General features: G+C 63.5%; 22 protein-coding genes and 2 tRNA genes. 9 read left to right on the top strand and 15 right to left on the bottom strand.

The genetic code is table 11. From position 1 onward, the window contains the following. The 5 genes from ABWP50_RS04255 to folK all read right to left on the bottom strand — a co-directional run. Positions 1–781, bottom strand: a 781-nt coding sequence (locus ABWP50_RS04255; RefSeq protein ID WP_353216751.1) for a patatin-like phospholipase family protein, incomplete at its 3' end; no start/stop codon positions are given. Between the two features lie 54 nt (positions 782–835). After that, positions 836–1,252 (bottom strand): FKBP-type peptidyl-prolyl cis-trans isomerase, encoded by a 417-nt coding sequence (locus tag ABWP50_RS04250; RefSeq protein WP_353216750.1) that lies wholly within the window; start codon positions 1,250–1,252, stop codon positions 836–838. An 88-nt stretch (positions 1,253–1,340) separates the two neighbouring features. Next, on the bottom strand, positions 1,341–2,126 hold the full coding sequence (locus ABWP50_RS04245) for a dienelactone hydrolase family protein (protein WP_353216749.1): 786 nt from the start codon (positions 2,124–2,126) through the stop codon (positions 1,341–1,343). Between the two features lie 213 nt (positions 2,127–2,339). Further along, positions 2,340–2,416: transfer RNA gene (locus tag ABWP50_RS04240), tRNA-Lys, on the bottom strand. Between the two features lie 24 nt (positions 2,417–2,440). After that, positions 2,441–2,920 (bottom strand): 2-amino-4-hydroxy-6-hydroxymethyldihydropteridine diphosphokinase, encoded by a 480-nt coding sequence (gene folK / locus ABWP50_RS04235; RefSeq protein WP_353216748.1) that lies wholly within the window; start codon positions 2,918–2,920, stop codon positions 2,441–2,443. Between the two features lie 29 nt (positions 2,921–2,949). Between folK and ABWP50_RS04230 the strand changes: the two genes are divergently transcribed. Next, positions 2,950–3,588, top strand: a complete 639-nt coding sequence (locus tag ABWP50_RS04230) for a uracil-DNA glycosylase (protein WP_353216747.1) — start codon at positions 2,950–2,952, stop codon at positions 3,586–3,588. Positions 3,589–3,848: 260 nt separating this feature from the next. After that, the gene (locus ABWP50_RS04225) at positions 3,849–6,182 is read left to right on the top strand and encodes a TonB-dependent receptor (RefSeq protein ID WP_353216746.1); all 2,334 of its coding nucleotides are present in this window, start codon (positions 3,849–3,851) and stop codon (positions 6,180–6,182) included. 368 nt (positions 6,183–6,550) lie between these two features. On the opposite strand, the gene aguB is transcribed toward ABWP50_RS04225, so the two are convergent. The 5 genes from aguB to ABWP50_RS04200 all read right to left on the bottom strand — a co-directional run bounded on the left by aguB (position 6,551) and on the right by ABWP50_RS04200 (position 11,766). Beyond that, positions 6,551–7,417 (bottom strand): N-carbamoylputrescine amidase, encoded by an 867-nt coding sequence (aguB, locus tag ABWP50_RS04220; protein WP_353216745.1) that lies wholly within the window; start codon positions 7,415–7,417, stop codon positions 6,551–6,553. Between the two features lie 444 nt (positions 7,418–7,861). Further along, entirely contained in the window at positions 7,862–8,836 is a 975-nt protein-coding gene (locus tag ABWP50_RS04215; RefSeq protein WP_353216744.1) for an agmatine deiminase family protein, read from the bottom strand. Positions 8,837–8,973: 137 nt separating this feature from the next. Beyond that, complete coding sequence (locus ABWP50_RS04210) at positions 8,974–9,936, bottom strand: alpha/beta fold hydrolase (RefSeq protein WP_353216743.1); 963 nt, start codon at positions 9,934–9,936, stop codon at positions 8,974–8,976. Then, positions 9,936–10,655: an RlmE family RNA methyltransferase gene (locus tag ABWP50_RS04205; RefSeq protein WP_353216742.1), complete on the bottom strand. Its 720-nt coding sequence runs from the start codon at positions 10,653–10,655 to the stop codon at positions 9,936–9,938. Before ABWP50_RS04205 ends, ABWP50_RS04210 begins: the two co-directional genes overlap by 1 nt. 13 nt (positions 10,656–10,668) lie before the next feature. After that, positions 10,669–11,766: a Ppx/GppA phosphatase family protein gene (locus ABWP50_RS04200; protein ID WP_353216741.1), complete on the bottom strand. Its 1,098-nt coding sequence runs from the start codon at positions 11,764–11,766 to the stop codon at positions 10,669–10,671. A gap of 163 nt (positions 11,767–11,929) precedes the next feature. Between ABWP50_RS04200 and ABWP50_RS04195 the strand changes: the two genes are divergently transcribed. Both ABWP50_RS04195 and ABWP50_RS04190 read left to right on the top strand, forming a co-directional pair. Then, positions 11,930–12,003 (top strand) — tRNA-Gln (locus ABWP50_RS04195). 71 nt (positions 12,004–12,074) lie between these two features. Continuing rightward, on the top strand, positions 12,075–12,956 hold the full coding sequence (locus ABWP50_RS04190) for an aldose 1-epimerase (protein WP_353216740.1): 882 nt from the start codon (positions 12,075–12,077) through the stop codon (positions 12,954–12,956). Here ABWP50_RS04190 and galK read toward each other — a convergent pair. From galK to ABWP50_RS04170, 4 genes are read right to left on the bottom strand one after another with little or no spacing between them, the layout of a single operon-like run. After that, a complete protein-coding gene (gene galK / locus ABWP50_RS04185) occupies positions 12,943–14,031 on the bottom strand; it encodes a galactokinase (RefSeq protein ID WP_353216739.1) in 1,089 nt (362 codons plus the stop codon). The genes ABWP50_RS04190 and galK overlap by 14 nt on opposite strands. Continuing rightward, the gene (locus ABWP50_RS04180; protein WP_353216738.1) at positions 14,028–15,047 is read right to left on the bottom strand and encodes a UDP-glucose--hexose-1-phosphate uridylyltransferase; all 1,020 of its coding nucleotides are present in this window, start codon (positions 15,045–15,047) and stop codon (positions 14,028–14,030) included. Before ABWP50_RS04180 ends, galK begins: the two co-directional genes overlap by 4 nt. Further along, positions 15,044–17,155 (bottom strand): alpha-galactosidase, encoded by a 2,112-nt coding sequence (locus tag ABWP50_RS04175; RefSeq protein WP_353216737.1) that lies wholly within the window; start codon positions 17,153–17,155, stop codon positions 15,044–15,046. The genes ABWP50_RS04180 and ABWP50_RS04175 overlap by 4 nt, the downstream gene beginning before the upstream one ends. Further along, positions 17,152–18,633 carry a sodium:solute symporter family transporter gene (locus tag ABWP50_RS04170; RefSeq protein ID WP_353216736.1) on the bottom strand — a complete coding sequence of 494 codons (1,482 nt, stop codon included), beginning with the start codon at positions 18,631–18,633 and terminating at the stop codon, positions 17,152–17,154. Before ABWP50_RS04170 ends, ABWP50_RS04175 begins: the two co-directional genes overlap by 4 nt. A 75-nt stretch (positions 18,634–18,708) precedes the next feature. Between ABWP50_RS04170 and ABWP50_RS04165 the strand changes: the two genes are divergently transcribed. The 3 genes from ABWP50_RS04165 to ABWP50_RS04155 all read left to right on the top strand — a co-directional run bounded on the left by ABWP50_RS04165 (position 18,709) and on the right by ABWP50_RS04155 (position 23,566). After that, positions 18,709–20,604 (top strand): beta-galactosidase, encoded by a 1,896-nt coding sequence (locus tag ABWP50_RS04165; RefSeq protein ID WP_353216735.1) that lies wholly within the window; start codon positions 18,709–18,711, stop codon positions 20,602–20,604. A 174-nt stretch (positions 20,605–20,778) separates the two neighbouring features. After that, on the top strand, positions 20,779–21,189 hold the full coding sequence (locus tag ABWP50_RS04160) for a DUF305 domain-containing protein (protein ID WP_353216734.1): 411 nt from the start codon (positions 20,779–20,781) through the stop codon (positions 21,187–21,189). A gap of 31 nt (positions 21,190–21,220) precedes the next feature. Beyond that, on the top strand, positions 21,221–23,566 hold the full coding sequence (locus ABWP50_RS04155) for a heavy metal translocating P-type ATPase (RefSeq protein WP_353216733.1): 2,346 nt from the start codon (positions 21,221–21,223) through the stop codon (positions 23,564–23,566). Positions 23,567–23,680: 114 nt separating this feature from the next. Here the strand turns inward: ABWP50_RS04155 and ABWP50_RS04150 are convergent, their stop codons facing one another. Next, positions 23,681–23,911 carry a hypothetical protein gene (locus ABWP50_RS04150; protein WP_353216732.1) on the bottom strand — a complete coding sequence of 77 codons (231 nt, stop codon included), beginning with the start codon at positions 23,909–23,911 and terminating at the stop codon, positions 23,681–23,683. Positions 23,912–24,200: 289 nt separating this feature from the next. Here ABWP50_RS04150 and ABWP50_RS04145 point away from each other — a divergent pair, with 289 nt between their 5' ends. Both ABWP50_RS04145 and ABWP50_RS04140 read left to right on the top strand, forming a co-directional pair. Next, positions 24,201–24,752 (top strand): Pvc16 family protein, encoded by a 552-nt coding sequence (locus ABWP50_RS04145; protein ID WP_353216731.1) that lies wholly within the window; start codon positions 24,201–24,203, stop codon positions 24,750–24,752. A gap of 28 nt (positions 24,753–24,780) precedes the next feature. Next, positions 24,781–25,644 carry a hypothetical protein gene (locus ABWP50_RS04140; protein WP_353216730.1) on the top strand — a complete coding sequence of 288 codons (864 nt, stop codon included), beginning with the start codon at positions 24,781–24,783 and terminating at the stop codon, positions 25,642–25,644. Positions 25,645–26,342: the final 698 nt, after the last annotated feature.

Raw genomic sequence — 26,342 nt, 5'->3', positions numbered from 1 at the left:
CGGGCAGCGCCCCCCGCGCCGGAAACAGATCGACCTGAAAAATCGCCAGTTCCTGATCATTATGATCGTCCAGCACATGATCGAGCGGCGTGTTCGATACCAGGCCGCCATCCCACCACCATTGGCCGTCGATCTCGATGGCCGGCAATCCCGGCGGCAACGCGCCCGATGCCATGATGTGGCGGGCATCAAGCCGTTCGCGGGATGTGCAAAAATAGCGGAAATTGCCAGTTTCAACGTTCACGGCGCCAACAGCCAGCCGCACTGCGCCACTGTTGAGCAGGTCCCAGTCGATCAATTCATTCAACGTGTCCCGCAATTGCGACGTGTCGTACAGCGATGTCTGGCCCGGCCACCACGCCGGCATCCACGGGAAGCGCGGCTGGAAAAATCCCGGTGCGCCGGCCAGGGCCGTTGTTGCTGCCGACCATTGATGGCGCAGTGCATCGGGCCACGTGCTGATCAGGTCACCGCCGCCCGGAATGGCGTTGCCGCCAAACCACGCCAGCGACGGGCAACTGGTCACCCGCTCCCAGAAGCTGGCCAGACGCTGGCGGCGGCGCTCAGGCGGATTGCCGGCAATGATCGCGCCATTGATGGCACCGATTGAAATGCCGGCCACCGATTGCGGGCAATAGCCGCTGGCATCGAGCGCCGAAAACACACCGGCCTGATAACTGCCCAGCGAGCCGCCGCCTTGCAGCACCAGCACCGGTCTGCCGATCACGGCCGGAGTGGCCGGGGCTGCCGCAGCGGGCACGGAGACGGATATGGCATTCATCAACGATATTCCTGTGCGACCAGAGCCTGAAAACGCGCGAAACCCGGCAATTGTTCAACGCACGGCCAGCAATTCCACCTCAAACAGCAGCGTTGCGCCGGGCGGGATGACATCACCGCCGCCGGCATCGCCATAACCCGCCGCTGGCGGCACAATCAACGTGCGGGCGCCGCCCACCTTCATGCCGGACACGCCTTCATCCCAGCCCAATATCACTTGGCCCACGCCCACCATGAAGGTAAACGGCTGGCCGGCATCGCGCGAACTGTCGAACTGCTTGCCCTTCATGCCATCAATGAACAACCATCCGGTGTAATGCACCGCAACCATGCGGCCAGGTTCGGCGACATCGCCTGAGCCGACGCGCGTATCGGTGATGCGCGTGCCGCTGGTCAACACGGCGGTGGCCGAAGAAGGCACTGGCGCCGATTGCGCAGCAACCGGGGCCGCAGCAAGCGCAGCAACAAACATGAGCGCAGAAGCGAGTGATGCAGAGGCAAGTGACATCGCAATTCCCTTTTGAAACTGGAACCGTTCCTGCCGTCATGCCGGATATGGTTCAAGCCCCGGCGGTTACACCAAGCCGCTGCTGCAGAAAACCGATTACGCGCTGTTCTGCGGCCTTGCCGGGGCCAGTATCGGGCAAATGCACGGTCAATACGCTGTGCGGCGCCATGCCAGTGCCGGGGCGGGCATCTTCATCCGCAAGCTCGATGGTTTCCACCCGGCCGGGAAATTCCCGCTCGTAACGCCGAAACCGGGCATCCGGCACCAGCGCATCAGATTTGTAGCGCAGCGCCAGCAGCGACAGATCCTCCAACTCGAAACGCGCCCGCGCGCAGGCAATCTCAGCCGGGGTGGCATCGATGCTGCCGGCCTTGGCGCCCTTGATCGGCAGGCTGGGCTGGCTGAGCACCGGGGCGATCACGCTCGGCTCGGTCATCATCGCCAGCGCAAAGCCGCCTGTAAAACACATGCCCAGCGCCCCCACACCCGGCCCACCGCATTCGTGATGCGCCTGTTTGGCCAACGCCCGCAGCCAATCGACAATCGGGCTGGAGCGCCCACCTGACCATGCCGAAAATTCGCGCCGGATGCAGATGTTCAGGAACAATTGCACCGCCGCCGCGCCCTTGGTGGGCGCCGCGCCGGGCGTGCCGAACAGGCTGGGGCACCAGATGCTCATGCCGGCATCAGCCAGGCGATCGGCAAATTCAATCACCTGGCTGTGGAGGCCGGGGACTTCATGGATCACGATCACCGCCGGGCCCGTGCCGCGGCGATACACGGGCCTTGTGTAGGGGCCGGCGGTAAAGTGGCTGAGTGTGTAGTCGCTGATGGGCATTGGGTGACGTTGGGGCGGATTGCGGCGCGGTGCAAGAGGGCGGCCGGCGGCGCCGCCGCCGAGTCCGCTTTGAAGCACAGAAAGAAAGGAAAGTGCGCGGCGGAGCCGCGTCGTCAGACGAGTCAAAAAATATGGCCGGAGGGGCCAATTTTTCGCTCGCTGGCCGGCCTTGCGCGAGTCTGGCGGCGGACCGCCGCCAGCCGCGCTACGGCGTGGTGGGTCCTTCGGGACTTGAACCCGAAACCTACCGCTTAAAAGGCGGTCGCTCTGACCGATTGAGCTAAGGACCCGTTGCCATGATGGCAGTCGCACATCTAGGTGCGGGGGAGGCCTTTAGGGCGAAGCAGCGCCGCGCGCAACTGCCTTGCGGTCGCGTGCAGCAGCGGGTGTCGCCATCCCGGCGCCACCGCCACCAGCGGATCGAGCACAAAACGCCGCCGCGCCAGCTCCGGATGCGGCACCATCAGCCTGCGCCCACGCAGCACCACTTGGCCCGCCGCCAGGATATCCAGATCGAGCACCCGGTCGCCCCAGCGCTGGCCGCGCCGTCGGCCAAAATCCGCCTCCATGGCCTGCAGCAACGCCAGCAGATCCCGCAAATCGCCCGGCCAGGTGATCGCCGCCACGGCATTGGCATAACGCCGCGTGCCCGGCCCCAGCGGCGCTGTGGCAATGATCGGCGATGCCGCAATCACGCCCGGCAAGGCAGCAATCGCCGCGCGCACCACGCCAGCCGGCCGCCCAAAGCGTCCGTGGCGGCGATTGGAGCCGATGGCGACATGCACGATTGCCATATACGCCGCATCGCCTACAGCCTGCTGGCATGACTGACGAGACTATCTTCCCCGGCACCCCGCCAATCGACTGCGACCTTTGCCCACGGCTGGTCGCCTACCGCGCCGAACAGCAGGCCCGCCATGGCACGTGGTGGAACGCGCCAGTGCCGCCACTGGGCAATGCCAATGCGACAATGGCCATCATCGGCCTCGCGCCCGGCCTGAAAGGCGCCAACCGCACCGGCAAGCCCTTCCACGGCGACGATGCCGGCAAATTGCTGTTTGCCACGCTGGCCGAGCTGGGCCTGGCCACCGAAACCCCCGAGGTGTGGAGCGTGCCCGGCGTGCTGATCACCAATGCCGTGGCCTGCGCGCCGCCCGGCAATCTGCCCGAAACGGCCGAGAAACACGCCTGCCGGCCCTATCTGGCGGCGCAACTGGCCGCCCTGCCCGGCCTCAAAGTCGTGGTCGCCCTGGGCGAAGCCGCGCACCAGGCCGCCATCAAGGCCATCGGCGGCAAATTGCCCAAATACCGCTTCGGCCACGGCGCCGTGCACAAATTGCCATCGGGCGTGTTGCTGCACGACAGCTACCACCCCAGCAGGCTGAACCTCAACACCGGCACCATCACGCCCGAGATGCTGCGCACGGTGCTGGCGGCTGCGCTGGTGCCAGTCGGGGCTTAGAGATAAGTATGCGGTCCCCTGAACTCTGGCTGCAGACAACAAGCACAGCAGACCTCAAAATCCCGCACCGGGGTTATCTTCGAATGAATTTACACTGCCATTTTACTGCAAAATACTGGATTGTAATAAAAATGTTATAGTAATATGCCAATTTTGTCATTTTATTGTAAGTAAAATATCACTACAAATCTACGAGTTGACTACTCGACTCTGCCAAGGGTAACCGATATCGACCCACCCGAGCTTTAGGGGTGGCAAAAATGAACAGGCAGATTAGTTTTCCGCTTTCGAAATTTGGCGTGTTCTGGATAGCGACAGCATCAACGCTGGCATTGATAACCGCAACTAGCGCCAGTGCGCGCGCATCAAGCGCAGACCAGGATCAACTAGCCCAGGGTGTCGCCGCCGCCGATGCCGCTGGTGACGGCTTAGCCGAAATCACGGTCACGGCACAGCGCCGCGAGACCAATCTCCAAAAAACACCGGTCGCCATCACTGTGTTTTCAGCTCAGGATCTGAAAAACCGGCAGGTGCTGAGCCTTGTCGATCTGCGCGATGGTTCAATACCGTCGTTGCGCGTTGGCCAGTTTGCCCGTCGCAATTCGGCGTTGGTCGTGTGTATCCGCGGCATCTGCCCGGCCAGCGACACCAACCAGCCGGCACGCGATTCCACGGTGGGCATCTATATCGACGAAGTCTATCTTGCCCGGCCGCAAGGCCTCGCTGCCGCGCTGTTCGATCTGGAGCGTCTTGAAGTGCTGCGCGGGCCGCAAGGCACGTTGTTCGGCCGCAATGCAATCGGCGGTGCACTCAATATCGTCACACGCAAGCCCAAGGGTGAATTCGGGTTGCGCTTCGGCGCCGGCCTGCGCAACTTCAACGGCTATAACGGCGAAATCCATCTCGATCTGCCGCGCATTGCCGGCATCGCCATCAAGATCGACGCCATCAAGCAATATCGGGACGGTCAGGTCAGTGGCGTGGCCGATGGCCAGCCGGGCTTCAACTATTTCGACCGCCAAGGTCTGGCGGTTCGCGCCCGTTGGGAACCCACACCGGCGCTTTCGGTCGATTATGGGTTTGATGTTGCCCGGGATGCAACGACACCAAGCTATCTGCAGTTGCTGGCAGTGCCGGCGGTTGCACCGGGTGGTGCGCCCAATGTCGCCCCAATTGTGACCATCGGCTTTCGGCGGGTCAATCGGACCGATGTCGCTGTGCCGCAGGAGCCGAGCATCGGCAACCAGTTCGGGCATCGCCTTACGGTCGACTGGCAGGCGATGGAGAATGTCTCGCTGCGCTCGATTTCCGCCTATCGGAAAATCGATCAGTCCCAGTTTGACAATGCAGTTGGACCGAACACCGGTGGCTACCGGCCAAACACCAATTTCTCGCGCTACAGTCTCGCCAATGCCAATCAAGACCAGTTCAGCCAGGAGTTGCAGGTCCACGGAAAGGTCGGCCGGATGGATATCACGGCCGGGCTGTACTATTTCCAGGAAAGCGGCGGAGACGATGCCTGGGCGCCAAACTCGCTGGTGTGGAATGCCACCGGAACCGGCTGGAGCCGCCTACCATCGCTGGCAGCCGGCGCCGAAAATCCGTTTCCCGATCGTGCCAGCTTTGCCGAGGCCACATCCTATGCAGCTTATGCGCAGGTGGGCTGGCGGCCACCGATCCTTGATGATCGCATCAATCTGACCGCCGGTGCGCGTTATACCCATGACGAACGCAATGGTCGGTTGCTCAAAGTCAACGGCATCGATGCCAGCAACAGCTTCACCTTTACCGCAGATCGGGTCGATCCTGCCTTCACGCTCGAAGTCCAGCCGATAGACAATTTCAATGTCTATGCCAAATGGGGCCAGGCCTACCGGGCCGGCGGCGCCAATTCACGGTCGCTGCTTTTTTCGTCTTTTGGTCCGGAAACCATCCAGACTGCAGAAATCGGCGCAAAGACCGAATTCTTCAATTCCAGGGTTCGGCTGAACGTGGCGGCTTTCACCAGTGACTACACAAACCAGCAGATCGATTTCAACCGCAACGCCATTTTGCAGGGCAGCCTGCGCACCGTGAATGAAACCGTCAACGTCCCGGGAACGTCACGCATTCGGGGAGGTGAAATCGATCTCACTGTCAACCCGCTTGACGGTCTGACGCTGGCAGCATCCTATGCCTACACCACCTGGAATATTCCGCCGACGGTGAATCCGTTCAACAATGCCGTTTCGCAAATCTCGATGGTCCAAACACCAAACCATGCTGCATCGGGGGCGATCGACTATGTGCAGCCGCTGGCCGATGCCGAGCTGCTGCTTCACTTTGATCTTGCCTATGCCGGCTCGATCTCGTCGGGAAACAATGTGATCACATCGCCGCCGACTGGATCCTCCGTGCTGGCCAATGCCCGCATCGCGTTGACTGAAATCGATCTCGGCACCTCCGGCGCCAAACTTGAAATCGCCATATGGTCGCGCAACCTGTTCGACCGGGATGTGTTGACTGCGCGCGGTTTCAACACTGCCACTCGGTTCGAAACCGGCGTTTACAATGATCCGCGCACCTTCGGCATCGATCTGCAAGTGAGATATTGATCTGCGGCACAGGCAAGAAGGTTCATGGTGACAGCGCCCTGAATTGAGATTTGCGCCCTTTCGCGGTGCGCGCGATTTAGGAGTCGGCCCGCATCAGCCGCCGAAATGCGAATTGTATCGCCGGCAAACGCTTGACGCCGCCTGCGCACCTTCCGGTGACTGGGAGCATAGATCACCCATGCCCGCCGGAGGCTGTCCTACACGGCTTGAATCTGCCAAACAATTGCCTGTTCTTTGAATTGCTGACTTCGCTGTTTGCAGCAACATGCAGACGCCCGAACCAGAGCGTGCGCCTGCCGATCAGCGCCGAGTTGTCAAAAACCGCGAAAACCATAACTTTCGTAACTTTCTAAAGTTTTGGTAATACGTCAGAGATCTTGCGCCAACCGCCCATAAAGCTCTGGCCGGCGGTCCCTGAAAAAGCCGAAGGCGGCGCGGTGGCGGGCCGCCAGATCGAGATCGAAGGTCGCCATCACCATCCCGGGCGTTTGATCATCCAGATCATGCACGATGTCCCCGCGCTGGTCGCAGGCAAAGCTGGTGCCGTAAAATGTCTGCGCATGGGCCGTGCCGGCCTCTTCGGTGCCGATGCGGTTACAGGCCAGCACCGGCACGACATTGGACACGGCATGGCCCACCATCGCCCGCCGCCACAGCCGCCGTGTGTCCAGGCCGGGATCATGCGGTTCGGTGCCGATGGCGGTGGGATACAGCAGCACTTCGGCGCCCATCAGCATCATGGCGCGCGCGGTTTCGGGATACCATTGGTCCCAGCAGATGCCCACGCCCACCACGCCATACTTCGTTGGCCACACCTTGAATCCGGTGTTGCCGGGCCGGAAATAGAATTTCTCCTCATAGCCCGGCCCATCGGGGATGTGGCTTTTGCGGTAGACGCCCATGATGTTGCCGCCATCATCGATCATCGCCAGGCTGTTGTAATGGTGCGGGCCGTCCTTTTCGAAGAACGAGCACGGGATATAGGTGCGGGTCTCCAACGCCACTTCGCGCATCGCCGCCACTGCCGGATGCTGGTGCAGCGGCAGCGCATTTGCAAACAGGCCTTCATCCTCGTGCCGGCAGAAATAATGGCCTTCGAACAACTCCGGTGGCAGCACCACCTGCGCGCCGCCGGCAGCGGCGGCGCGCGCGGCGGCGGCCGTCATGGCGATGTCGGCGTCACGCTGGCCGGAAAACGCGAGTTGCAGGCCGGCGATGGTGATGAGGCGGGTCATGCAGTCGATTTAGCGCGCTATTGTGGCGCGGGGAAGACCATCAATCCCTGTCCCCCCAATGCCTTCTGGCTGGGAGAGGAAGTGGTCCCCGACTGAGCTTGTTGAGGGCGTGGGAGGGTGTGAGACTGTGCGGCCATCGCTCGATGCGTGAACCCGTCGCGGTCTGTCCTACATGGCCTGCATCTGTCATGAAGGTCCTGCTGGCTGATCATGGGCAGACGGCGCATTTTGCGAGGATTCGAGCAATTTCAAGGCTGAAGCCCACCGGATTCGTCCAATGTGGAAAAACTGAAGGTCGGAATTCTTTCATCCGGAGGCTCTTTCTCATTCGAATGGACTGAAGCGAACGCTCGCAATCGGGTGCACGTGTCGGTGTGCTCGCACCCCCTCACCCTCCCATCGCTTCGTTGCGGGCCCCTCCCTCTCCCCAAGTGGGAGAGGGGTTCAGCGTGGCTGCTGCTGGGTGATGCAGTGGAAGCTGCCACCGCCGGTGAGGATATGATCAGCCCGCATGCCGATGGCCTGCCGATCAGGAAACAGCGCGGCGATTGCCGCCACCGCGTCCGCATCGCTGGCGGTGCCATAGAGCGGCACCACCACCACGGCATTGGCAATGTAGAAATTCATGTGGCTGGCCGGCACCGGGCGGCCATCGATTTCGACCCGGCCCGGCGAGGGAATCGCCACCACCTCCAGCCCGAAATCACGCGCACGATCAGCGGCGTCTTCGTAAATATCCTTGTTGGGATCATCGCTGCCCGCCGCCACCGGCAGCGCCAGCCGGCCCGGGCCAACAAAACGCGCCAGATTGTCGACATGGCCGTCGGTGTGATCATTCAGCAGGCCATCACCGAGCCACAACACCCGATCAATCCCCAGATCGCGGCGCAAATGGCTTTCAAGTTCGGCACGGTCCATGCGCGGATTGCGATTGGGATTGAGCAAACATTGCTCGGTGGTGACCGCCAGGCCGGTGCCATCGACATCGATGGCGCCGCCTTCCAGCACCCAACCATGCTTGGCCAGCGGCAGATTGCACTGGCCGGCCACAAACGCCGCCACGCCGTCATCGCCGGGCAGGCTGTATTTGCCGCCCCAGCCATTGAAGCGAAAGCCCGCCGCAGCCGCGCCATGCGGCGATTTCAGAAACAACGGCCCAGTATCGCGCAGCCAGATATCGCCAAAGCCATAATAATGCAGCCGCACATCACAGTCACCCAGCAGCACCCGTGCGGCGGTGGCAGCGGCGGCGGTGGCGACCAGCAATTCCACCCGCTCACCCACTGCGACCGCCCGCACCATGGCCGCCACTTCGGCCTGCGCCGGTTCCAGATCAGCTTCCCACAGGTCAGGATGCGAAGGAAATGCTGTCCACGTGGCGGCATGTGCAGCCCATTCCGCCGGTTGCCGTGCCGTCATCCTGGTTCCCTGCTCCCGTTTTGCCCGCGCACGCCTTGGCCAGCCAAGCTGTTGCTGCGGTTGTTGAGTGCCAGCCAATTTCGCCACTGGCAACCGCCATATTGCCGGGCACGCATGCCGGCAGGCCGGCCCGGCGGCTATTTCACTCTGGTCAGCGCCGTACTGGCAAAGCCCAGCAGCGCCGTATCGACGGCAGCACGCTGCTCCAGCAAGCCATGTCCGGCGTTTTCGATGGTGGTGACCTTGGTGCCAAGCGCATCGGCATAACGCTGGGCACTGGCCATCGGCACATAATCGCAGGCCCCGCGCATCACCAGCGCCGGCACGGCGGCCAGCGGCGGCTCGGCTGGCTTGAGCCGCTTCAAATCGCGCGCGATCAGCCGCTGTGCATAAAGATTGCCGCCGCCGGGCAATGCCGGCGGCCGGATCGCGGCGCCCTTGCACACCACGCCGTCGATCAATTCAGCGGCTACCAACCTGTCGAACAAGACACCGGCTTCGGCTTGCGGCAAGGCAGCTTCGGCGGCAGCGCCGTCCTTGTCGATGCGATTGACCGCGGCGCTCAGCGCCTTTTCATACACCACGCGGCCGCGATCGGTGCGGCTGTAATCGCGGGCGCCGCTGTAGCCCGGAAACATGCCCGGCGCAGTGAGGATGAAGCCGGCAACACGGGCCGGGTGGCGGGCGGCGTAAATCATCGCCAGCGCCGCGCCATAGCTGTTGCCCCAGAGCACCATCTGCTCTTGGCCAAGCGCAATCCGCAACGCTTCCAGATCGGCAACGGCGCGCTCCAGCCCATAGGCCGCCGCCGGCAGCCGCGCTGAGCGCCCACCACCGGCTTGATCGAAGTACACGGTATCAAAGCCGGCAGCGCGAAGCGGCGCACCTTCGTCAAACCGCCGCGCTTCGGTGTACATGCCCGGTCCGCCGTGCAGAAACACGATCGGCGTGGTGTGGCGGCGTTCGGCCGTGGCCGGCAGCCGCCAAACGGCCAGCTCCGACCCGGTCGCCAGCGGCGTCATCACCGGTTCGCTTCCCAGCGCCGAGGCCGCCGGGGCCGCCAGCAGCATGACCACCAAACAATGCTGTATCTTCAGCATCAGATAGGCGCCGGTGCATCAGCTGGAGCCGTGATTCCGGCCGGCTTGAAGCCCTGCGCCACCACATACCATTCGCTGCTGCCCTTGCGGCTGGCTGGCGGCTTCACATGCTTGACCACCGTGAAATGCCGCTTGAGCAGCGCCGTCAGCTGCCCGTCACCGCCGCCGGCCAGCACCTTGGACACAAAGCCGCCGCCCGGCCGCAGCAGCCGCGTGGCCATGTCCAGCGCCGCTTCGATCAGGCCCATGGTGCGCAGATGATCGGTCATCTTGTGGCCCACCGTGTTGGCGGCCATATCGGACATGACCAGATCGGCAGCGCCGCCAAGCGTGGCCAGGATCAGCGCCTCGCTGTCATCGTCAGTAATATCCTTCTGAAACAACTCGACGCCCGCCAGCGGCTCGATCGCCAGCAAATCCATGCCGACCACGCGCGCGCGCGGCCGGCGTTCCTTGACCACCTGGCACCAGCCGCCCGGCGCCGCGCCCAGATCGACCACGCGGTCAACGCCGGCCAGAATATCAAATTGCTGATCGAGTTCCTTCAGCTTGAACGCCGCGCGGCTGCGATAGCCTTGGGCCTTGGCCGCGGCCACATAGGGATCGTTCAACTGGCGTTCCAGCCAGCGCACCGATTGCGGGCTGCGGCGGCGCGCGGTTTTCACGCGCACCTTGCCGCCGCGGGAACGGCCATCGCTGCCGGTTGGTTGTCCAGTCATGATCTCATCAACTTCATCGGGCCAGCCAAACGCCATCGCGGGTCATCAATGTGCGCAAAATACCCTCCCGAATGCCGCGATCCGCCACTCGCACGACACCGCCCGGCCACCGATTCAGGATGGCTTGCAGGATGGCACAGCCCGCCACGATCAATTCGGCGCGGTCCGGCCCCACACAGGCGATGCGGGACCGTTCGGCAACACTGCGCTGGCCAATCGATGCGCACAAAGCGGCTAGCTCGGCAGTCGAAACAGCGCAGCCATCCACCTGGCGGCGATCATAGCCAGGCAAACCAAGCTGCACGCTGGCCAACGTGGTGATCGTGCCCGATGTGCCCAGCAACTGCACCTCGGTTACGCCGCGGGCCGCCAGGCGCTGCGCAAAGCCATCAAGCAGCGGCTGCACTTCACCGAGCATGCGATCATAAGCCTGCAGCCGTGCATCCAGCGTTGGCCACTGCGGTTCGGTTTCCGCAAGGCTGACGACGCCCCAAGGCATTGAAATCCAGTCGATAATTTGCGGCGGGCCATCAAAGCCCTTGTTGCCATCAACCAGCATCAATTCGGTTGATCCGCCGCCGATATCAAACACCAGCGCTGGCGGACCATCGGGCTCGATCAGCACATGGCAGCCCAAAACAGCCAGCCGCGCCTCCTCGGCAGCGCTGATCACATCCAGCGCGATGCCGGTTTCCTTGTAGACGCGCTCAACAAACGCCAGCCCGTTGCTGGCGCGGCGGCAGGCTTCGGTGGCGACATTGCGGGTCAGGCGCACATCACGGCGCGCCAATTTTTCGGAACAGGCGGCCAGCGCGGCCACTGTTCGGTCCATGGCGGCATCCGACAAGCGGCCGGCATCCAGCAAGCCTTCGCCCAGCCGCACGACACGGCTGTAGGCATCCACCACCGTAAACCCATCGGGTGATGGCCGCGCGATCAGCAAACGGCAGTTGTTGGTGCCAAGATCAAGCGCACCATAGGCCCTGCCGCGGCGGGCATTGCCACCCGTGGCCGTGCCATTTCCAGCCCTGTTGCGCTGCAAATTGCCCGGTTCGTCGTGCGACGGGGGCGGCCCGGGATCAACCCGGGCAAAATCGGTGTAGGCCGGCATCGGCAAGTCCAGTCAGTGCAATATTTCCGCCTTGGCCTGCCAAATGGCCGGGCCGTAACGAAACCTGCCGTCACGCTAAGCCTGTTGGCAGGCAAACGCAAATCACGGGGCAGCAGCCGGCTTGACCGGCAGCGCCGGCAGCGCTAAGCCCGCCGTCTGCAATTGCCCTGTCGTCTAAAGGTAAGACTCCGGTCTCTGACACCGTTAATCGAGGTTCGAATCCTCGCGGGGCATCCAGCATTTGATCATCGCGGCTTTGTGCAAGATTGCCGATTCCAAGCATCGACAATTGCGGCAGGTATATTGCCATGACCATCATTGAATCAGGGCCGCTGCGCCTTGCTGTGTTGCCCGAACAGGGCGGCAGTGTGGCCAGTCTGGAATGGCATGGCCGCCCGCTGCTGCGCCGGCAATTGGTTGACGGCGTGCTGAACAGCGGGTGTTTCCCTCTGATTCCATTCAGCAATCGCCTGTGCGGTTCGCGCTTTTCCTGGAACGACAAGGCGGTGCAACTGCTGCCCAATCACCCCAATGCACCGGGCGAACCAGTGCTTCACGGCTTTGGCTGGCGCCTGCCATGGCGCATCACTGCGCAACGCAGCGACCATATCGCGCTGGCACTCGATGTGCCGGGCAGCAGCGCGGCCATCGGCTGGCCATGGGCGTTTCGGGCCGAACAATCCTTCCAGCTTGATGTCAGCGGCGCGCTGTTCGGGCTGGCGATCACCAATCTCGCCAACACACCGATGCCGGCCGGGCTGGGTTTTCATCCGTTTTTTCCGCGCACACCGGCGACCAGGATGCGGGCGCTGCACCGCGGCGAATGGAAAACCGATGCTGCCTGCCTGCCAACCACGCTGACCGAGCGTGATGGCCCCATCGACTGGTGGCACGGCAGACCCGTCGCAAGCCGCTGTATTGATACGGTTTATACAGGCCGCGATGGCCCCATCGAGATCGTCTGGCCCGAAGCCCGCATCGGCATGATCATCACTCCGTCTGACGATCTGCCGTTCACCACCATCTATGTGCCGGCCAATGAGCCGTTCTTCTGCGCCGAGCCGGTCAGCCATATCACCGATGGCTTCAATCGCACCGGGGCGGACGGTGCGGCCAGCGGCGTACGCGAAATTGTGCCGGGGGAACGCTGGTCGGTGTCCATGCGGTTGCAGCCTTTCACCACAGCGTGACCATCGGCTGGCAAATGGTGTCCGCCAGTTGTGTTTCGTGACCGCGCGGCATCACCGCCACAATCGACCCGCCAAAGCCAGCGCCGGTCAGCCGGGCGGCACCGGCGCTGCCAAGCTGCGCATCAACCTGGTCCACCAGCCGATCGATGGCCGGCAGGCTGACGTCGAACAGATCACGCAGGCTGGCATGGCCGGCGCGCAGGATGGCCGCCATGGCCGGCAGATCGCCGCGATCGAGCGCTGCGGCGGCTGCCTGCACGCGCGCGATTTCGGCCACGACATGCGCCGCGCGCCGGTATTCGGCGCTGTTTTGGGTCACCGCAGCCAGCTGGGCGGACACGGCATCGCGCAATGTGGACACGCCGATGGCCTTTGCGGCAGCCTCACACTGGGCGCGGCGCAGATTATATTCGCCGTCCACCAGCCCGCGCCTTATGCCGCTGTCGATTAGCATCACGCGCCAATCCGGCGGCAGCGGATGCTGCGAAAATGTCAGGCTGCGGCAATCGAGCAGCATGGCATGGCCAGGCAGGCCGGCGGCCACCGCCATCTGGTCCATGATCCCGCAGGCGACGCCGGCATAGTCATGCTCGGCGCGCTGAGCGGCCTGCGCCAGTTGCACCGCCGGCAGCGCCGCATCTGATGCCGCCAGCAACGCCCGGCCCACCGCAACACACAGCGAAGCCGACGAGGAAACCCCCGCCCCTTGCGGCAGATTGCCGGTGATGACGATATCGGCGCCAGCCAGACCCGGCAGAACCGCAATGAGCGACGCCGCCATGCCGCGCACATAGGATGGCCAGGCCGGGGTTGCCGGACGATCCGGTGCGGCCAGCGCAAATTCATCGGTTTCGCCAAAATCGGCCGCCAGCACATGCACCCGGCCATCGCTGCGGGGAGCCCACGCGATGGCTGTCCCAGCCGCAATCGGCATCGGCAGCACCAGGCCATCGTTGTAATCGACATGCTCCCCGATCAGATTGACTCGGCCCGGCGCAAAAACGGTCCCCGCCGGGGCCGCGCCGCGCCAATCCGCAAAGCGCGCCGCTGCTGCTGCCATCAATTGCGCGCTCATGGCATCACCGCCCGCAGCCGCTCTGCCGCTGCTTCCGGGGTCAGATCGCGCTGGGTTTCGGCCAGCAATTCAAAGCCGACCATATGCTTGCGCACGCTGGCCGATCGCAGCAGCGGCGGCAGGATATGGGCGTGCAGCCGCCAATGCGCGCAATCCGCCCCAAGCGCATGCGGCGCGCCGTGCCAGCCTAGCGAATAAGGAAACGGCGCCGCAAACAGCGCATCACAGCCCGCCAGCAGCCGGCCGAGCAGCACCGCCAGCGAAACCTGTTGGTCAGGCCCGACATCGTCCAGCCGGCGCACATCGCCGCGCGCGATGATCAGGGTTTCAAATGGCCACGCCGCCCAGTGCGGCACCACCGCCAGCCAATCATCGTTCATGGCCACCACCCGCGTGCCGGCAGCAAGTTCGGCATCGGCCACATCGGCGAGCAGCGCCCGGCCGGTGGCGGCAAAATGCGTCCGCTGGCGATCATCCTCCCGCGCCACCAGCGTGGGCACGAAATCGCCGGCCCACACTTGCCCGTGCGGATGCGGCGACGATGCCCCCATCATCGCGCCGCGATTTTCAAAAATCTGCACATTCGCCCAGCATGTTCCCAGGCTGGCCGACAGCGCGCACCAGGTGGCCACCACGGCCGTGCGCGCTGCATCACCCAGGCTGGCCAGCGAGGCGCTGTGATCGGGCGAATAGCAGATCACCAGCGCCGCCCCGCGCGCCGGCATTTCCTGCAGCAAGCCCAATTCCGCGGGCGGCTCTGCGGGCGGCGCGGCCTGATCCAGCAGCGCCGGAAAATCATTGGGAAATACATGCACGCCGGCATAATCGGGATTGCGAGTGCCATCGGCGCGTGCATTGCCGGGGCACAAATGGCAGGCCGGATCATGCGCTGGCGCCAATGCCGGCGGTGGCGGGCTGGCCTCCCCCTGCCACGGCCGCGTGATGCGCTGCGGGCTGACCAGCACCCATTCGCCGGTCAGCAGATTTTGGCGGCGATGCGGCAGCGTGTTGGTCATGGTTCGGCCCGGAGATGAAAGATGAGCACGCTGTGCGCCGCCAGTGCCGGCACCGGCAAGCCAGCGCCGGCCAGCCAACTGCCGGTGAAGCGCTGCGGCGCGGCCTGCATGGCGGCAAAAGCGCCGCCGGCGCGCGGAGTCAGCACGGCGGACGGGCCGGTTTGGCGCAGCAATTGCACCTGCCAGCTGCGGCCGGCCGCAAATGGCAGCGGAATCGGCTGCGGATAACGATCGCTGCCCTGATCGGCGCGGATCACCCAAAGCAGCCATTCACCCTGCACACCGCCTTGCGCTTGCCACAGCAACCCGTCGCCGGCCTCGCCCTGCACCACCTGCCCGCCCAATATGACGCCGCGCCACGTCTTCCAGAAATCGATCCAGCCGGCCAGTTCGGCGCGCGCCGCCGGCTCCAGCGCGTCCGGGTCAAGCTCCACACCCAGATGGCCTTGCGCGGCGATGGCGGCCCTGAAGCCCAGCGGCTGCTGCCGCCCGGTGGCATGGCTGGGGCTGGCACCAACATGCGCGCCCATCAATTCCGGCGGCATGAACGCCAGAAAGCCGCGCTGAATAGCGATACGGGCCAGCGCATCGACATTGTCGCTCGGCCAGAAGCGGTGGGTGAACTGCGCGATGCCGGCATCGATGCGGCCGCCGCCCGCCGCGCAGCTTTCAATCTCCACCTGCGGGTGCGCCGCGCGCAGCTGCGCCAACAGTGCATAGACTCCGGACACCTGCGCCGCGCCGCCGGCCGGCGCCAGCGCGCGATTATGATCCCATTTCAGATAATCGATGCGCACGCTGCGCAGCAGGCCGTCCAGCACGCCAAACAGATGCGCGCGCACATCGCTGCGCCGCAGATCGAGCACCAGCTGATGGCGCGCGGTGGGGCCCGGCAAGCCGGGCAGCGCCAACACCCAATCGGGGTGCGCGCGGTACAAATCACTGTCGGGATTGACCATTTCCGGTTCCACCCACAGCCCGAATTGCATGCCAAGCCCGTGCACATGATCGGCCACCGGCCCCAGGCCACCCGGATATTTCAGCGGATCGGGCGTCCAGTCGCCCAGCCCGGCGCGGTCATCGCTGCGGCCCTTGAACCAGCCATCATCGAGGATGAAGCGTTCGACGCCGATGGCGGCGGCAGCATTGGCGAGGCGGCGGATGCGGGCTTCGTCATGGGCAAAATAGCAGGCTTCCCAGCTGTTGAGGTGCACCGGGCGCGGCGTCATCGCGCCGCCCGGCCACGCCAGCCGCGCGCGCACGGCGGCGTGCATGGCAGCCATCACACCGCCCCGGCCGCCATCCGACAACGCCAGCAGCAGCGCCGGCGCCGTGTGGCTGGCAGCGGGCGGCAGCACCAGCTCACCGGGCAGCAGCACGGCCTGCGCCGCCAAGATATGCCCACCATCGTCATCCCGTTCGATGGCCAGCCGCGCATCGCCAGACCAGGCCAATTGCACTGCCAGCGCGCGGCCCTGGTGCCAGCCGGCGTCCGCCGCCAGCAGCACGGCGCCGCACGGCCCGCCATGGCCGGTCAAGCCGCCGCGGCTTTCGCGCTGCCAGCCATGATCGGGCATGGCGCAGCGGCTTTCGATCATTTCGGCATTGTAACGCCCGCGCCAGGCGATGATGCTGGCCATGCCGGCCGGCACCGGCAGCACGGCGCTGGCGAGATGATCGATCAGGACGGGCTGGCTTGACCGGTTTTCGACGTTGGTGACACATTCCAGACTGTCACCGGGCGTACGGCGGATGCTGAGGGTGCAGGCGATGCCGGCCAGCTCGTCGTGGCCGGTGATGGTCAGGCTGGTCGGCGTTTGCACCACATCCCAGGCGGTGAACGCCACCGCCAGCGCCCGCCCGTCAGCGCCGCGCAGCGCCAGCGCCGATGGCCCGAACCAGCCCAACCCGGCCACCGGAATGGCGCTGTGCGCCGGCGCATCCTCCAGCGTGAAATGGGCCGGGGCGCGCACATCGGCCAGCGCCGGCAGCCCGGCCGGATCAGTGCGCTGCCCGATATGCCGCCAGATCGGCGCAGCGCCTTCTGGCCATTCCAGCACCAAGCTCCAGGCGTCACCGTGCAGGCAAGCCAGCCGCGCTGCGATCACGCGCCGCCCCGGAACAGCGCGAAGCCCAGCCAGACCGCACGCCCGCCGAGCAGGCGGTTTGCCACCAGCGCGGCCAGCACCGACGTGGCCAGCGTGACCAGCATCATATCGATATAATGCAGCTGGGCCAGGCCGCTGGGCTGCAACCAGAAGCTGTACAGGCCATACAGCGCGATGCCCCACAGCACGCCGGCAATCGCCGCCCGCGCCTGCACGCCGCTGAACAACAGGCCGACAATGAAGGCCGAAAGCACCGGCATCGACGACAAGCCATTCAATTGTTGCAGCAAATTGATGATGCTATCGGCATTTTGATACACCGGCACCATCAGCAGTGCAAAGATCGTCGCCGCCACCGACAGGCCGGCGCCCAGTTTCCAGTGATTGGCCACCGGGCCGATGAAACGCTCGTGAAAATCCACCGACCACAGCGCGATGGTGGAATTCAGCACGGCGCTGAAGGTGGTGATGACCGCAGCCGCCACCATCGCCGCAAACGCGCCAGACAACCACGTCGGCAACACCTCGCCAACCAGCCGGCCATAGGAGGCATCGCCGATATCGCCGAACAATTTATACGCCACCACGCCCGGCACCACCACGATGGGCGGCACGATCAGGATGCGGATGGCCGCAGCCGCAAACACGCCGCGCCTGGCCTCCGCAACCGAAGTGGCGGCCATCGCCTTCTGGGTGATGTTCTGATTGGTCGACCAATAGAAAATCTGGATGAACGCCATGCCGGTGAACAGCGTGTGGAACGGAATCGGGCTGTCGGCGTTGCCGATCATGCTCAACCGTTCGGCTGGCACGCCCGAGACAATGTCAAAGTCCACTGCCGCCAGCGCCAGCACAACGATCAGCAGCGCCAGGCCGAGAATGCCGACGCCGGAAAATGTGTCCATCACCGCCACGGCGCGCAGGCCGCCAAAAATCGCATAGGCGGCGCTGATGACCGCCAGCGCGATGGCCCAGCCGATCAGCGGGATGCCGGTGCCAAACAGCGATTGCAGGAACAGCCCGCCCGAATAGAGCGCCGCCGGCAGATAGATGAGCAGATTGCCGAACAGGAAAATGCCCGAAATCAAGGTGCGAATGGAGCGGCCTTCGTAGCGGCGCTCCAGCAATTCCGTAACGGTGGTGCAATTGTAGCGATAATAAAGCGGCACAAACACGAAGGCGAGCACCATCAGGCCGACAAAGCCGGCAATTTCCCACCATGCCAGCAGCAGCATCTGATTGCCGTTCATGCCAACCAGCTGATCGGTGGACAAGTTGGTCAGCGTGATCGATCCGGCCACAAACGGCCATGTGAGCGATTTGCCGGCCAGATAGACTTCCTGCCGGGAGCCATCAGCGCTGGCACGCTTGCCGCGGCGCACCCACCACCACGTGAGCAGCGCGGTCAGCGCAGTAATCCCCAAAAACACGCCGATTTGCAGCGAACTGCCGACACCGGCCAGATCTGTTGGCATCATTCCCCCCTTTTGCCGGCCATCTAGACCGGAAATGCCGGGCTTGTCATTCCCGGCACCGATGGCCAGTGTCTGGCCATGTCCGATATGCATCTTGGCGTTTGCTATTATCCCGAACATTGGCCGGAAAGCCTATGGGCCGATGATGCGCAGCGCATGGTCGCCGCCGGCCTGACCCGGGTGCGCATCGGCGAATTTGCCTGGAGCCGCATCGAACCAGAGGACGCCCAATTTGACTGGGGCTGGCTGGACCGCGCCATTGCCGTGCTGCACAGCGCCGGCCTTCGGATCATACTGGGCACGCCCACCGCCACGCCGCCCAAATGGCTGGTGGATCAGATGCCGGACATGCTGGCCGTGGGGCAGGACGGTCGGGTGCGCGGCTATGGTTCGCGCCGGCATTATTGCTTCAGCCATGCCGGCTATCACGCGCAGGCTGTGCGCATCACCCGCGCCCTGGCGGAGCGTTACGGGCACCATTTGGGCGTGGTGGCCTGGCAAACCGACAATGAATATGGCTGCCACGACACGGTGGAAAGCTATTCCCCGGCCGCCCGCAGCGCATTTCAGCGGTGGTGCAGCCAGCGCTACGCCAGCATCGCGGCGCTGAATAGCGCGTGGGGCAATGTGTTCTGGAGCATGGAGTATCGCAGCTTTGCCGAGATCGAGCTGCCCAATCTGACCGTGACCGAGGCCAATCCGGCGCACTGGCTGGCGTTCCGGCGCTTTTCGTCCGATCAGGTGATCGCGTTCAACCGCGCGCAAGTGGACGTGCTGCGCGCGCACTCGCCGGGGCGGGATATCACCCACAACGCCATGGGCTTTTTCACCGCCTATGATCATCATGCGCTGGGCGCCGATCTCGATGTGCTGGGCTGGGACAGTTATCCGTTGGGCTTTCTGGAGACGTTCCGCTTCAGCGAAGCCGACAAGCAGCGCTTTGCGCATCAGGGCCATCCTGATATCGCCGCCTTTCACCATGATCTCTATCGCGGCTGCACGCGCGGCGGGCGCTGGTCGGTGCTGGAACAACAGCCCGGCCCGGTGAACTGGGCACGCCACAATCCAGCGCCGCTGCCCGGCATGGTGCGGCTGTGGACCCTCGAAGCCTTTGCGCACGGCGCCGAGATGGTCAGCTATTTTCGCTGGCGGCAATTTCCCAAAGCCCAGGAACAGATGCACGCCGGGCTGCTACGCCCCGACAACCAGCCAGCGCCGGCATTGGCCGAAGTCACGGCGGTTGCGCTCGAACTGGCGGCCTTGGCCAGCAGCGGCGACACACCAAAACAGGCGGCCATCATCTTTGCCTATGAAGCCGATTGGATGACCGATATTCAGCCGCATGGGCCGGGTTCCGGTGCCAGCCGATCGGCGCTGTGGGCGGCGTTTGCCTGCTATTCGGCGCTGCGGCGGCTGGGCCTGAATGTCGATATCGTGCCGCCGGGGCATGATCTGGCCGGCTATGCGCTGGTGGTGGTGCCGTGCCTGCCGATCGTGTCCGATGCGCTGGCGGCAGAGCTGGCGGCCTGCCCCGGCCAGATCGTCATCGGGCCGCGCACCGGCAGCCGCGATACGGATTTTGGTATTCCCACGGGACTGCCGCCCGGGCCGCTGCGTGATCTGCTCGGCCTGACCGTCATCTTGAGTGAAAGCTGGCCGGACCGGCTGAGCATCGAAGGCGTGGCGGAAGGCATGCCGTGGCAGGCCGGCGGATGGTATGATCATGTCGAGGGCGTCGCCGTGCCCGATCTGGTGGCCACGGACGGCCGCGTCGCCAGCTGGCAGCATGGCCGCGTCACCTATTGCGCCGCCTGGCCAGCGGGCAGCTATATCGAAACCATCATCGCCCGCGCCGCCAGCGCTGCCGGCCTGCCCAGCCAGCCCCTGCCCTACAGCGTCCGCCAGCGCCGGCTCGGCAATCTGCTGCTGCACTTCGATTACGACACCGCCAGCGTGACGATCAGCCCTCAATAACACTGGCGGCGCTGCGCCGATCAATAACATTTGAAGCCGGCCTCACCGCTTCGGTGCTGGCAATCTTTGCCTGGCTGGGAACGCTGGTGCCGCCCTTTGCGTTGTAGATGTTGTGACCGGCCTGATTTGAAAACGCTTTGGCAAATTGCTTGGGCGATATCCGAATCCGGCGCCATGGAAAGGCATTTTATGCACGTGTACTTGTCTCTCGCAGCCCTGCTTCTGGCGGCGCCCGTCGCCGCCCAGACATCACCACCAGTTGATCACAGCAAGATGCGAGGCATGGACCAATCCCAGATGGGCGGAATGGGCGAAATGATGAAGAATACGCCGGCCAACCCTTACGCCGAGGCGGGAATGGCCATGCATCACAAGATGATGGTCGTCGGAAGCGATGCTTCCGAGACTTGGGCCCGTCAGATGATTGAACACCACCGCGGTGCAATTGCCATGTCCAGGATCGCCGTCGCGCAAGCCGCCGACAAGGAACTCCGCACGATGGCGCAAAAGATTGTCATCATGCAGGAAAAGGAGGTCGCAAGTCTCCAGTCGTGGCTGAAGCGGCACGGCGAAACGGCACAATAATGGTCATGGCACATACGCTCGCTACAGTGAAATGACGGAACATACGTGTTGCGGCGGCAATAATGCAGTCAGCGTGGACGCGCCCGTAATTGACCCGGTTTGCGGCATGCCCGTGGATTCCAATACGTCACCACATCGCACCGAGCGTGGGGGTCACACTTACTATTTCTGTTCCGCTGGTTGCCGGACGAAATTCATTGCGGACCCGGCAAAATATGTTGCGCACGGCGAATTGCAATCGCCTGAGCCGGCGCCGGCGCCGGAAGGCACAATCTACACGTGCCCGATGCACCCGGAAATCCGACAGGCCGGTCCCGGTCCCTGTCCGATTTGCGGTATGGCCCTGGAACCGGCGGTGATCACCGCCCAAACCCCGTCAAACCCCGAGTTGGCCGATTTCACCCGCCGCTTCTGGATCGGTCTTGCGCTCACCATACCGGTGTTCATCCTCGAGATGGGCAGCCATTTGATCGGGCTCGATCATCTCGTGGCGCCGCAGATTTCGAATTGGGTCCAACTGTTGCTGGCGACGCCGGTAGTGCTGTGGGCTGGCTGGCCGTTCTTTGAGCGCGGGTGGCAATCGCTGGTCAACAAAAGCCTCAACATGTTCACTCTGGTTGCAATGGGCACCGGTGTTTCCTGGGCTTACAGCGTCGTGGCCACTGTTGCACCCGGCGTGTTCCCGGCTGCGTTCCGCCGGATGGACGGCGCAGTTGCGGTGTATTTCGAAGCCGCTGCGGTGATTGTTGTTCTCGTTCTGCTCGGTCAATTGCTTGAACTTCGTGCCCGCGAGGCAACTGGCGGTGCAATTCGCGCCCTCCTCGATCTTGCGCCCAAGACGGCACGGCGGCTGATGCCCGACGGCTCCGATGAAGAAGTTTCGCTTGGGCTGGTCATCGCCGGCGATGCTTTGCGCGTTCGCCCCGGTGAGGCTGTGCCGGTCGATGGGACCGTCACAGAAGGTCATTCCACGATCGATGAATCGATGGTGACAGGCGAATCGATGCCCGTGACGAAAGCGGTCGGCGACACGGTCATTGCCGGCACCATCAACCAGACCGGCGCCATTGCCATGCGTGCCGACAAGGTTGGTAGCGCGACAATGCTGGCGCGGATCGTGCAGATGGTTGCAGACGCCCAGCGCAGCCGGGCACCGATCCAAAGGCTTGCTGATCAGGTGGCAGGATGGTTCGTGCCGGCGGTCATTGCCGTTGCCATACTGACCTTCATCGTCTGGGCGACCTTTGGCCCCGAACCGCGCTTGACCTTCGGTTTCGTGGCCGCCGTGACGGTCTTGATCATTGCGTGCCCCTGCGCGCTCGGTCTTGCCACACCCATGTCGGTCATGGTCGGTGTTGGTCGCGGCGCTGCGGCCGGCGTCCTGATCAAGAGCGCCCAAGCGCTTGAACAGATGGAAAAGGTCGACACACTGCTGGTCGACAAGACTGGCACATTGACCGAAGGCAAGCCCAAGGTGGTTGCGATCGAACCCTTCAGCGGAACGACCGAGGCCGAACTGCTCCGGTTCGCTGCCGCCGTCGAGCGCCCCAGCCAGCATCCACTCGCCGCAGCCATTGTCGCTGAAGCCGCCAGCCGTGCAATGCCGGTGGAGGCTGCCGGAGACTTTGATGCCCCGACCGGCAAGGGTGTCATCGGCACCGTCGACGGTCGCAGGGTTGCCATAGGCAATCCCGCCTATTTGTCGGAGCTTGGCGTCGATACGTCTGCACTTGCCGATGCGGCCAACCGTCATCGCCGTGAAGGCGCGACAGCGATCCTGGTTGCGGTTGATGGCAAGCCCGCGGGCGTCATTGCCATTGCCGATCCGGTGAAGGCAACGACACCCGGAGCACTCGCGGCACTCAAGTCCGAAGGCATTCGCGTGATCATGCTCACCGGTGACAACCGCATCACAGCCGAAGCCGTTGCTAGGCGTCTGGGGCTTGACGAGGTCGAAGCCGATGTCCTTCCCGATGCCAAAAGCGCAGTGGTTGCTCGCTTGAAGGCCCAAGGTCGCATCGTTGCCATGGCTGGTGACGGCGTCAACGATGCGCCGGCGCTTGCCGCCGCTGATGTCGGCATTGCAATGGGCACAGGGACAGATGTGGCCATTGATAGTGCCGGCGTGACCCTGGTCAAAGGCGATCTCAATGGCATCGTTCGCGCCCGCCGCCTCAGCCACGCGGCCATGCGCAATATCCGCCAGAATTTGTTTCTCGCCTTCGTTTACAACGCCATTGGCGTGCCGATTGCCGCCGGCGTCCTCTATCCGTTTTTTGGCGTGCTGTTGTCACCAGCCTTCGCCGCGGCGGCCATGGCGCTGTCCTCGATATCGGTTGTCGGCAATGCTCTGCGTCTAAGGAATGCCGAGCTTTGACAGCGCTTTCCTGAACATCCTCGCCCGCTGCCGCGAGTCACCCCGGCCGCCCACCATCACAGCACCCGAGCATTTGGCGCGGGTAACGTCGCAGATATTCCGCGATTTTCGGGATCAACGCGCGGCGTCAGAATACGCTGCGAATAAATCCATGAAGGCAGGTTTTCGCAAATCGATCGCAAGCTCAATCAGCTTCCCGGCAGAATTGTCGTAGCCGACAGCGAGACGTTGATCAAAGCGTATGCAGAAAGCCGCCGCCGGAATCCGCAGGTTGGGGGCCGGCCGGATTTCGGCGGCTATCAAAAGTGGTGCCCCGGACGTGACAAAACTGGGCACAATAATCATTGGGAAATATCAGTTCCCCTCGCCTTTCATCGGCGATGGTCGGCGATGCCTGGTATCAGTCAATCTTGACGAGCAACTTGGGCATAAAATTGTTGCCGTTGGGATCGATAGATGGTGCCGAATTTTTGCCACGTTGATTGCAAACCCGTAAAATAGGCGGGGCAGATCGCACTATATCGTACGAATCTTCGATCAACGCGACATCCACAAAGGCCTTGCTGCTATTGGGATTTCGTGTTCGGATATTATTATACGTGGTTGCTTGGGGCCAGGGCAGAGGGAGGCGCGATTGATAGGCGAAGCATTACGCCTGATTGTTCGCGAACTCGACTCTGCACTGCAACGGCAAGCCCCCGGAGGTGGCAGCCTCGCCGCACTGACGAACCTTGTCGATGCCAATGGCGCGGCGGTGCCGGAGGCTGCTGAAAAGATCGCGGTGTTTATCGTGAATATCTTGCAGGAGGACATCCCGACGCTGCCAGCCGCTGGTCGGCGAGGCGATGGGCAGACTTTCAAGCAGCAACAACCGCCGGTGCATCTCAGCCTGCAGGTCATGTTTGCCGCCAATTTCAGCGGATCGAGATATGATGAAGCACTGAAGCGCATTTCCGGTACCATTGAATTCTTTCAGGGCCGCCCATCGTTCAACCATCGCGACACGCCGGAGCTTCCGGTCGGACTCGATAAACTGACGATGGCGATCGAAAACCTCGGTGTGGCCGATCTGAGCCATGTCTGGTCGATCCACGGCGGCCGCTATCTGCCTTCGGTGCTCTATCGCATACGTGTGCTCGGCATCGATTGTGGCCGCATCGATGCGCAGCCACGTGCCGTAGAGTGAACGGTTATCGACACGGCGGGTCAGCGACATGACCAAAGGCCTCGCCTTGCTCGCCGAACTGGTCGTTGTGCATGGTTATTTCGCCGATCCGGCGACGCCTGATTGGCACTTTGCGCCCGATGCGGCATCGGCACGGTTACTGTTTCGAGCAGGCATCGTGGTGCACGCCAATAGGAATCATGTGCGTCTGTTCGCTGAAACCGCTGCCGATGGCAGTTTTCGCCTTGTTCGCCTCGACCGAACGATTTCCGTGCGCCTCAACTTCGGAGCCCCGGGCGTCGGGGAGGTGTCGGCTCCGCTTGAACCGCTGCCGCCGTTACCGGCTGACCATCACGGCAGCCCATTATCGCTGGCTTTTGACAGCCGGATGGCGACGCCGGTTCAAGACGTCTCGGCGATAGGTGATGGGACCAGCGAGGTCTGGCACGAAATGACCGCGATCGCCTTTGCGCCAGCGTCCGATGGGGCACGGCCGCGCAGCCTCGCCGATGGCTTCAGCGTAACACTCGACCTCGACGGCACCCTGCCCGCGCCCCGCTTCCGAGTCGTGCTCGCCGCACGCGCCGTGCCCTGGCGCTACGTCCTCATTGGTGACTGGCCGGGCCATTCGCCGCAGGTCAACGACCCCAACCCCAACGACGCCGAGCGGATCAGCTTTGCCAAACTGGCGGTGCCCTACGTTCTCGCCAACGGCGCCAGCGCCATCGCGTGGCAATCGCAATCCGCAATTGCCCTCAGCGACCACAACCGCCAGCGTTTCGATTTGTGCGATGGTGATAATGGCAATGCCGTGTTGATCAGGGGCCTGCCGCGCGCCAGTCCGGCAAACCTCGTCTTGGCGCAATCCGGCGCGCCTTCGTCCCTTGTCTGCGAGATTTTTGTCCACCATTGAGCAAGCCATTGCAGTCGCTTTGCTCGCCATTGCACTCGCTGTGCTCGTTCGCGATGGTGCCACGCTCCCACCGCTTCGCGCGCGAATTATGACGATGCGAGTTACTGACAGGCGGTGCCCCGGTACACCGGTCTTGGAAATCACCGCCGGCGATTCAAAGGAATCTTTCAACCATCAGCGACGGCTGGCGAACAGGTCATTGGTGCCCCGGACGTGACAAAACTGGGCACTGGAATCACTGGCAAATTTGCTTGCCGATCCGGAGCGCTCTCCGAATGCTCCCGAAGAGCAACCTGGGCTAGATCAAGCTGTGCGACCGTCCGTCCAAAGTTGGTGGCCTCCGGAAAGTTTGTCGCCATAGCTGTGCCGCGCATCGACGCCGGCAGAGACCAACGCGTCGCCCCGCATAAATGATGCCCGCCGGCGCATATCGACGAAGCCGCATTGCACCTTAATGTCAGCCGCTTCGTCGTGGCCTTGCCGGGTCCTTGCACCCGTCATTCGCTGATGGGGTTGTTCGGGCCCATGGCCGACAACGGGACATTACGGTCATTTCAGGCGTGACCGCTGAAACTCGGCTTGTGGCATTGACTGCCGTGAAGGGCGACAAGACGCTGTCTCAGCAGTTTGACTCTCACCCGAACCAGATCATTCTTTTTCCGGTGTGCTCATTACCGCACTGCGCCTTGAGCCATCTC

The organism is Sandarakinorhabdus sp., from assembly GCF_040398645.1.
GTDB lineage: Bacteria > Pseudomonadota > Alphaproteobacteria > Sphingomonadales > Sphingomonadaceae > Sandarakinorhabdus.
Note: the sequence above shows the minus strand (reverse complement) of the source record. Positions and strands in the feature narration are given on the sequence as shown.

What these genes read in the sequence shown, in the direction of transcription:
- folK (WP_353216748.1), bottom strand. Translation starts at nt 2,920, where the DNA reads ATGGCAATCGTGCATGTCGCCATCGGCTCCAATCGCCGCCACGGACGC.
- ABWP50_RS04160 (WP_353216734.1), top strand. Translation starts at nt 20,779, where the DNA reads ATGGAAAGGCATTTTATGCACGTGTACTTGTCTCTCGCAGCCCTGCTT.
- ABWP50_RS04215 (WP_353216744.1), bottom strand. Translation starts at nt 8,836, where the DNA reads ATGACGGCACGGCAACCGGCGGAATGGGCTGCACATGCCGCCACGTGG.
- ABWP50_RS04150 (WP_353216732.1), bottom strand. Translation starts at nt 23,911, where the DNA reads ATGATTATTGTGCCCAGTTTTGTCACGTCCGGGGCACCACTTTTGATA.
- ABWP50_RS04245 (WP_353216749.1), bottom strand. Translation starts at nt 2,126, where the DNA reads ATGCCCATCAGCGACTACACACTCAGCCACTTTACCGCCGGCCCCTAC.
- ABWP50_RS04180 (WP_353216738.1), bottom strand. Translation starts at nt 15,047, where the DNA reads ATGACCAACACGCTGCCGCATCGCCGCCAAAATCTGCTGACCGGCGAA.
- ABWP50_RS04225 (WP_353216746.1), top strand. Translation starts at nt 3,849, where the DNA reads ATGAACAGGCAGATTAGTTTTCCGCTTTCGAAATTTGGCGTGTTCTGG.
- ABWP50_RS04170 (WP_353216736.1), bottom strand. Translation starts at nt 18,633, where the DNA reads ATGATGCCAACAGATCTGGCCGGTGTCGGCAGTTCGCTGCAAATCGGC.
- ABWP50_RS04155 (WP_353216733.1), top strand. Translation starts at nt 21,221, where the DNA reads ATGACGGAACATACGTGTTGCGGCGGCAATAATGCAGTCAGCGTGGAC.
- ABWP50_RS04205 (WP_353216742.1), bottom strand. Translation starts at nt 10,655, where the DNA reads ATGACTGGACAACCAACCGGCAGCGATGGCCGTTCCCGCGGCGGCAAG.
- ABWP50_RS04165 (WP_353216735.1), top strand. Translation starts at nt 18,709, where the DNA reads ATGTCCGATATGCATCTTGGCGTTTGCTATTATCCCGAACATTGGCCG.
- ABWP50_RS04250 (WP_353216750.1), bottom strand. Translation starts at nt 1,252, where the DNA reads ATGTTTGTTGCTGCGCTTGCTGCGGCCCCGGTTGCTGCGCAATCGGCG.
- aguB (WP_353216745.1), bottom strand. Translation starts at nt 7,417, where the DNA reads ATGACCCGCCTCATCACCATCGCCGGCCTGCAACTCGCGTTTTCCGGC.
- ABWP50_RS04140 (WP_353216730.1), top strand. Translation starts at nt 24,781, where the DNA reads ATGACCAAAGGCCTCGCCTTGCTCGCCGAACTGGTCGTTGTGCATGGT.
- ABWP50_RS04190 (WP_353216740.1), top strand. Translation starts at nt 12,075, where the DNA reads ATGACCATCATTGAATCAGGGCCGCTGCGCCTTGCTGTGTTGCCCGAA.
- ABWP50_RS04200 (WP_353216741.1), bottom strand. Translation starts at nt 11,766, where the DNA reads ATGCCGGCCTACACCGATTTTGCCCGGGTTGATCCCGGGCCGCCCCCG.
- galK (WP_353216739.1), bottom strand. Translation starts at nt 14,031, where the DNA reads ATGAGCGCGCAATTGATGGCAGCAGCAGCGGCGCGCTTTGCGGATTGG.
- ABWP50_RS04230 (WP_353216747.1), top strand. Translation starts at nt 2,950, where the DNA reads ATGACTGACGAGACTATCTTCCCCGGCACCCCGCCAATCGACTGCGAC.
- ABWP50_RS04210 (WP_353216743.1), bottom strand. Translation starts at nt 9,936, where the DNA reads ATGCTGAAGATACAGCATTGTTTGGTGGTCATGCTGCTGGCGGCCCCG.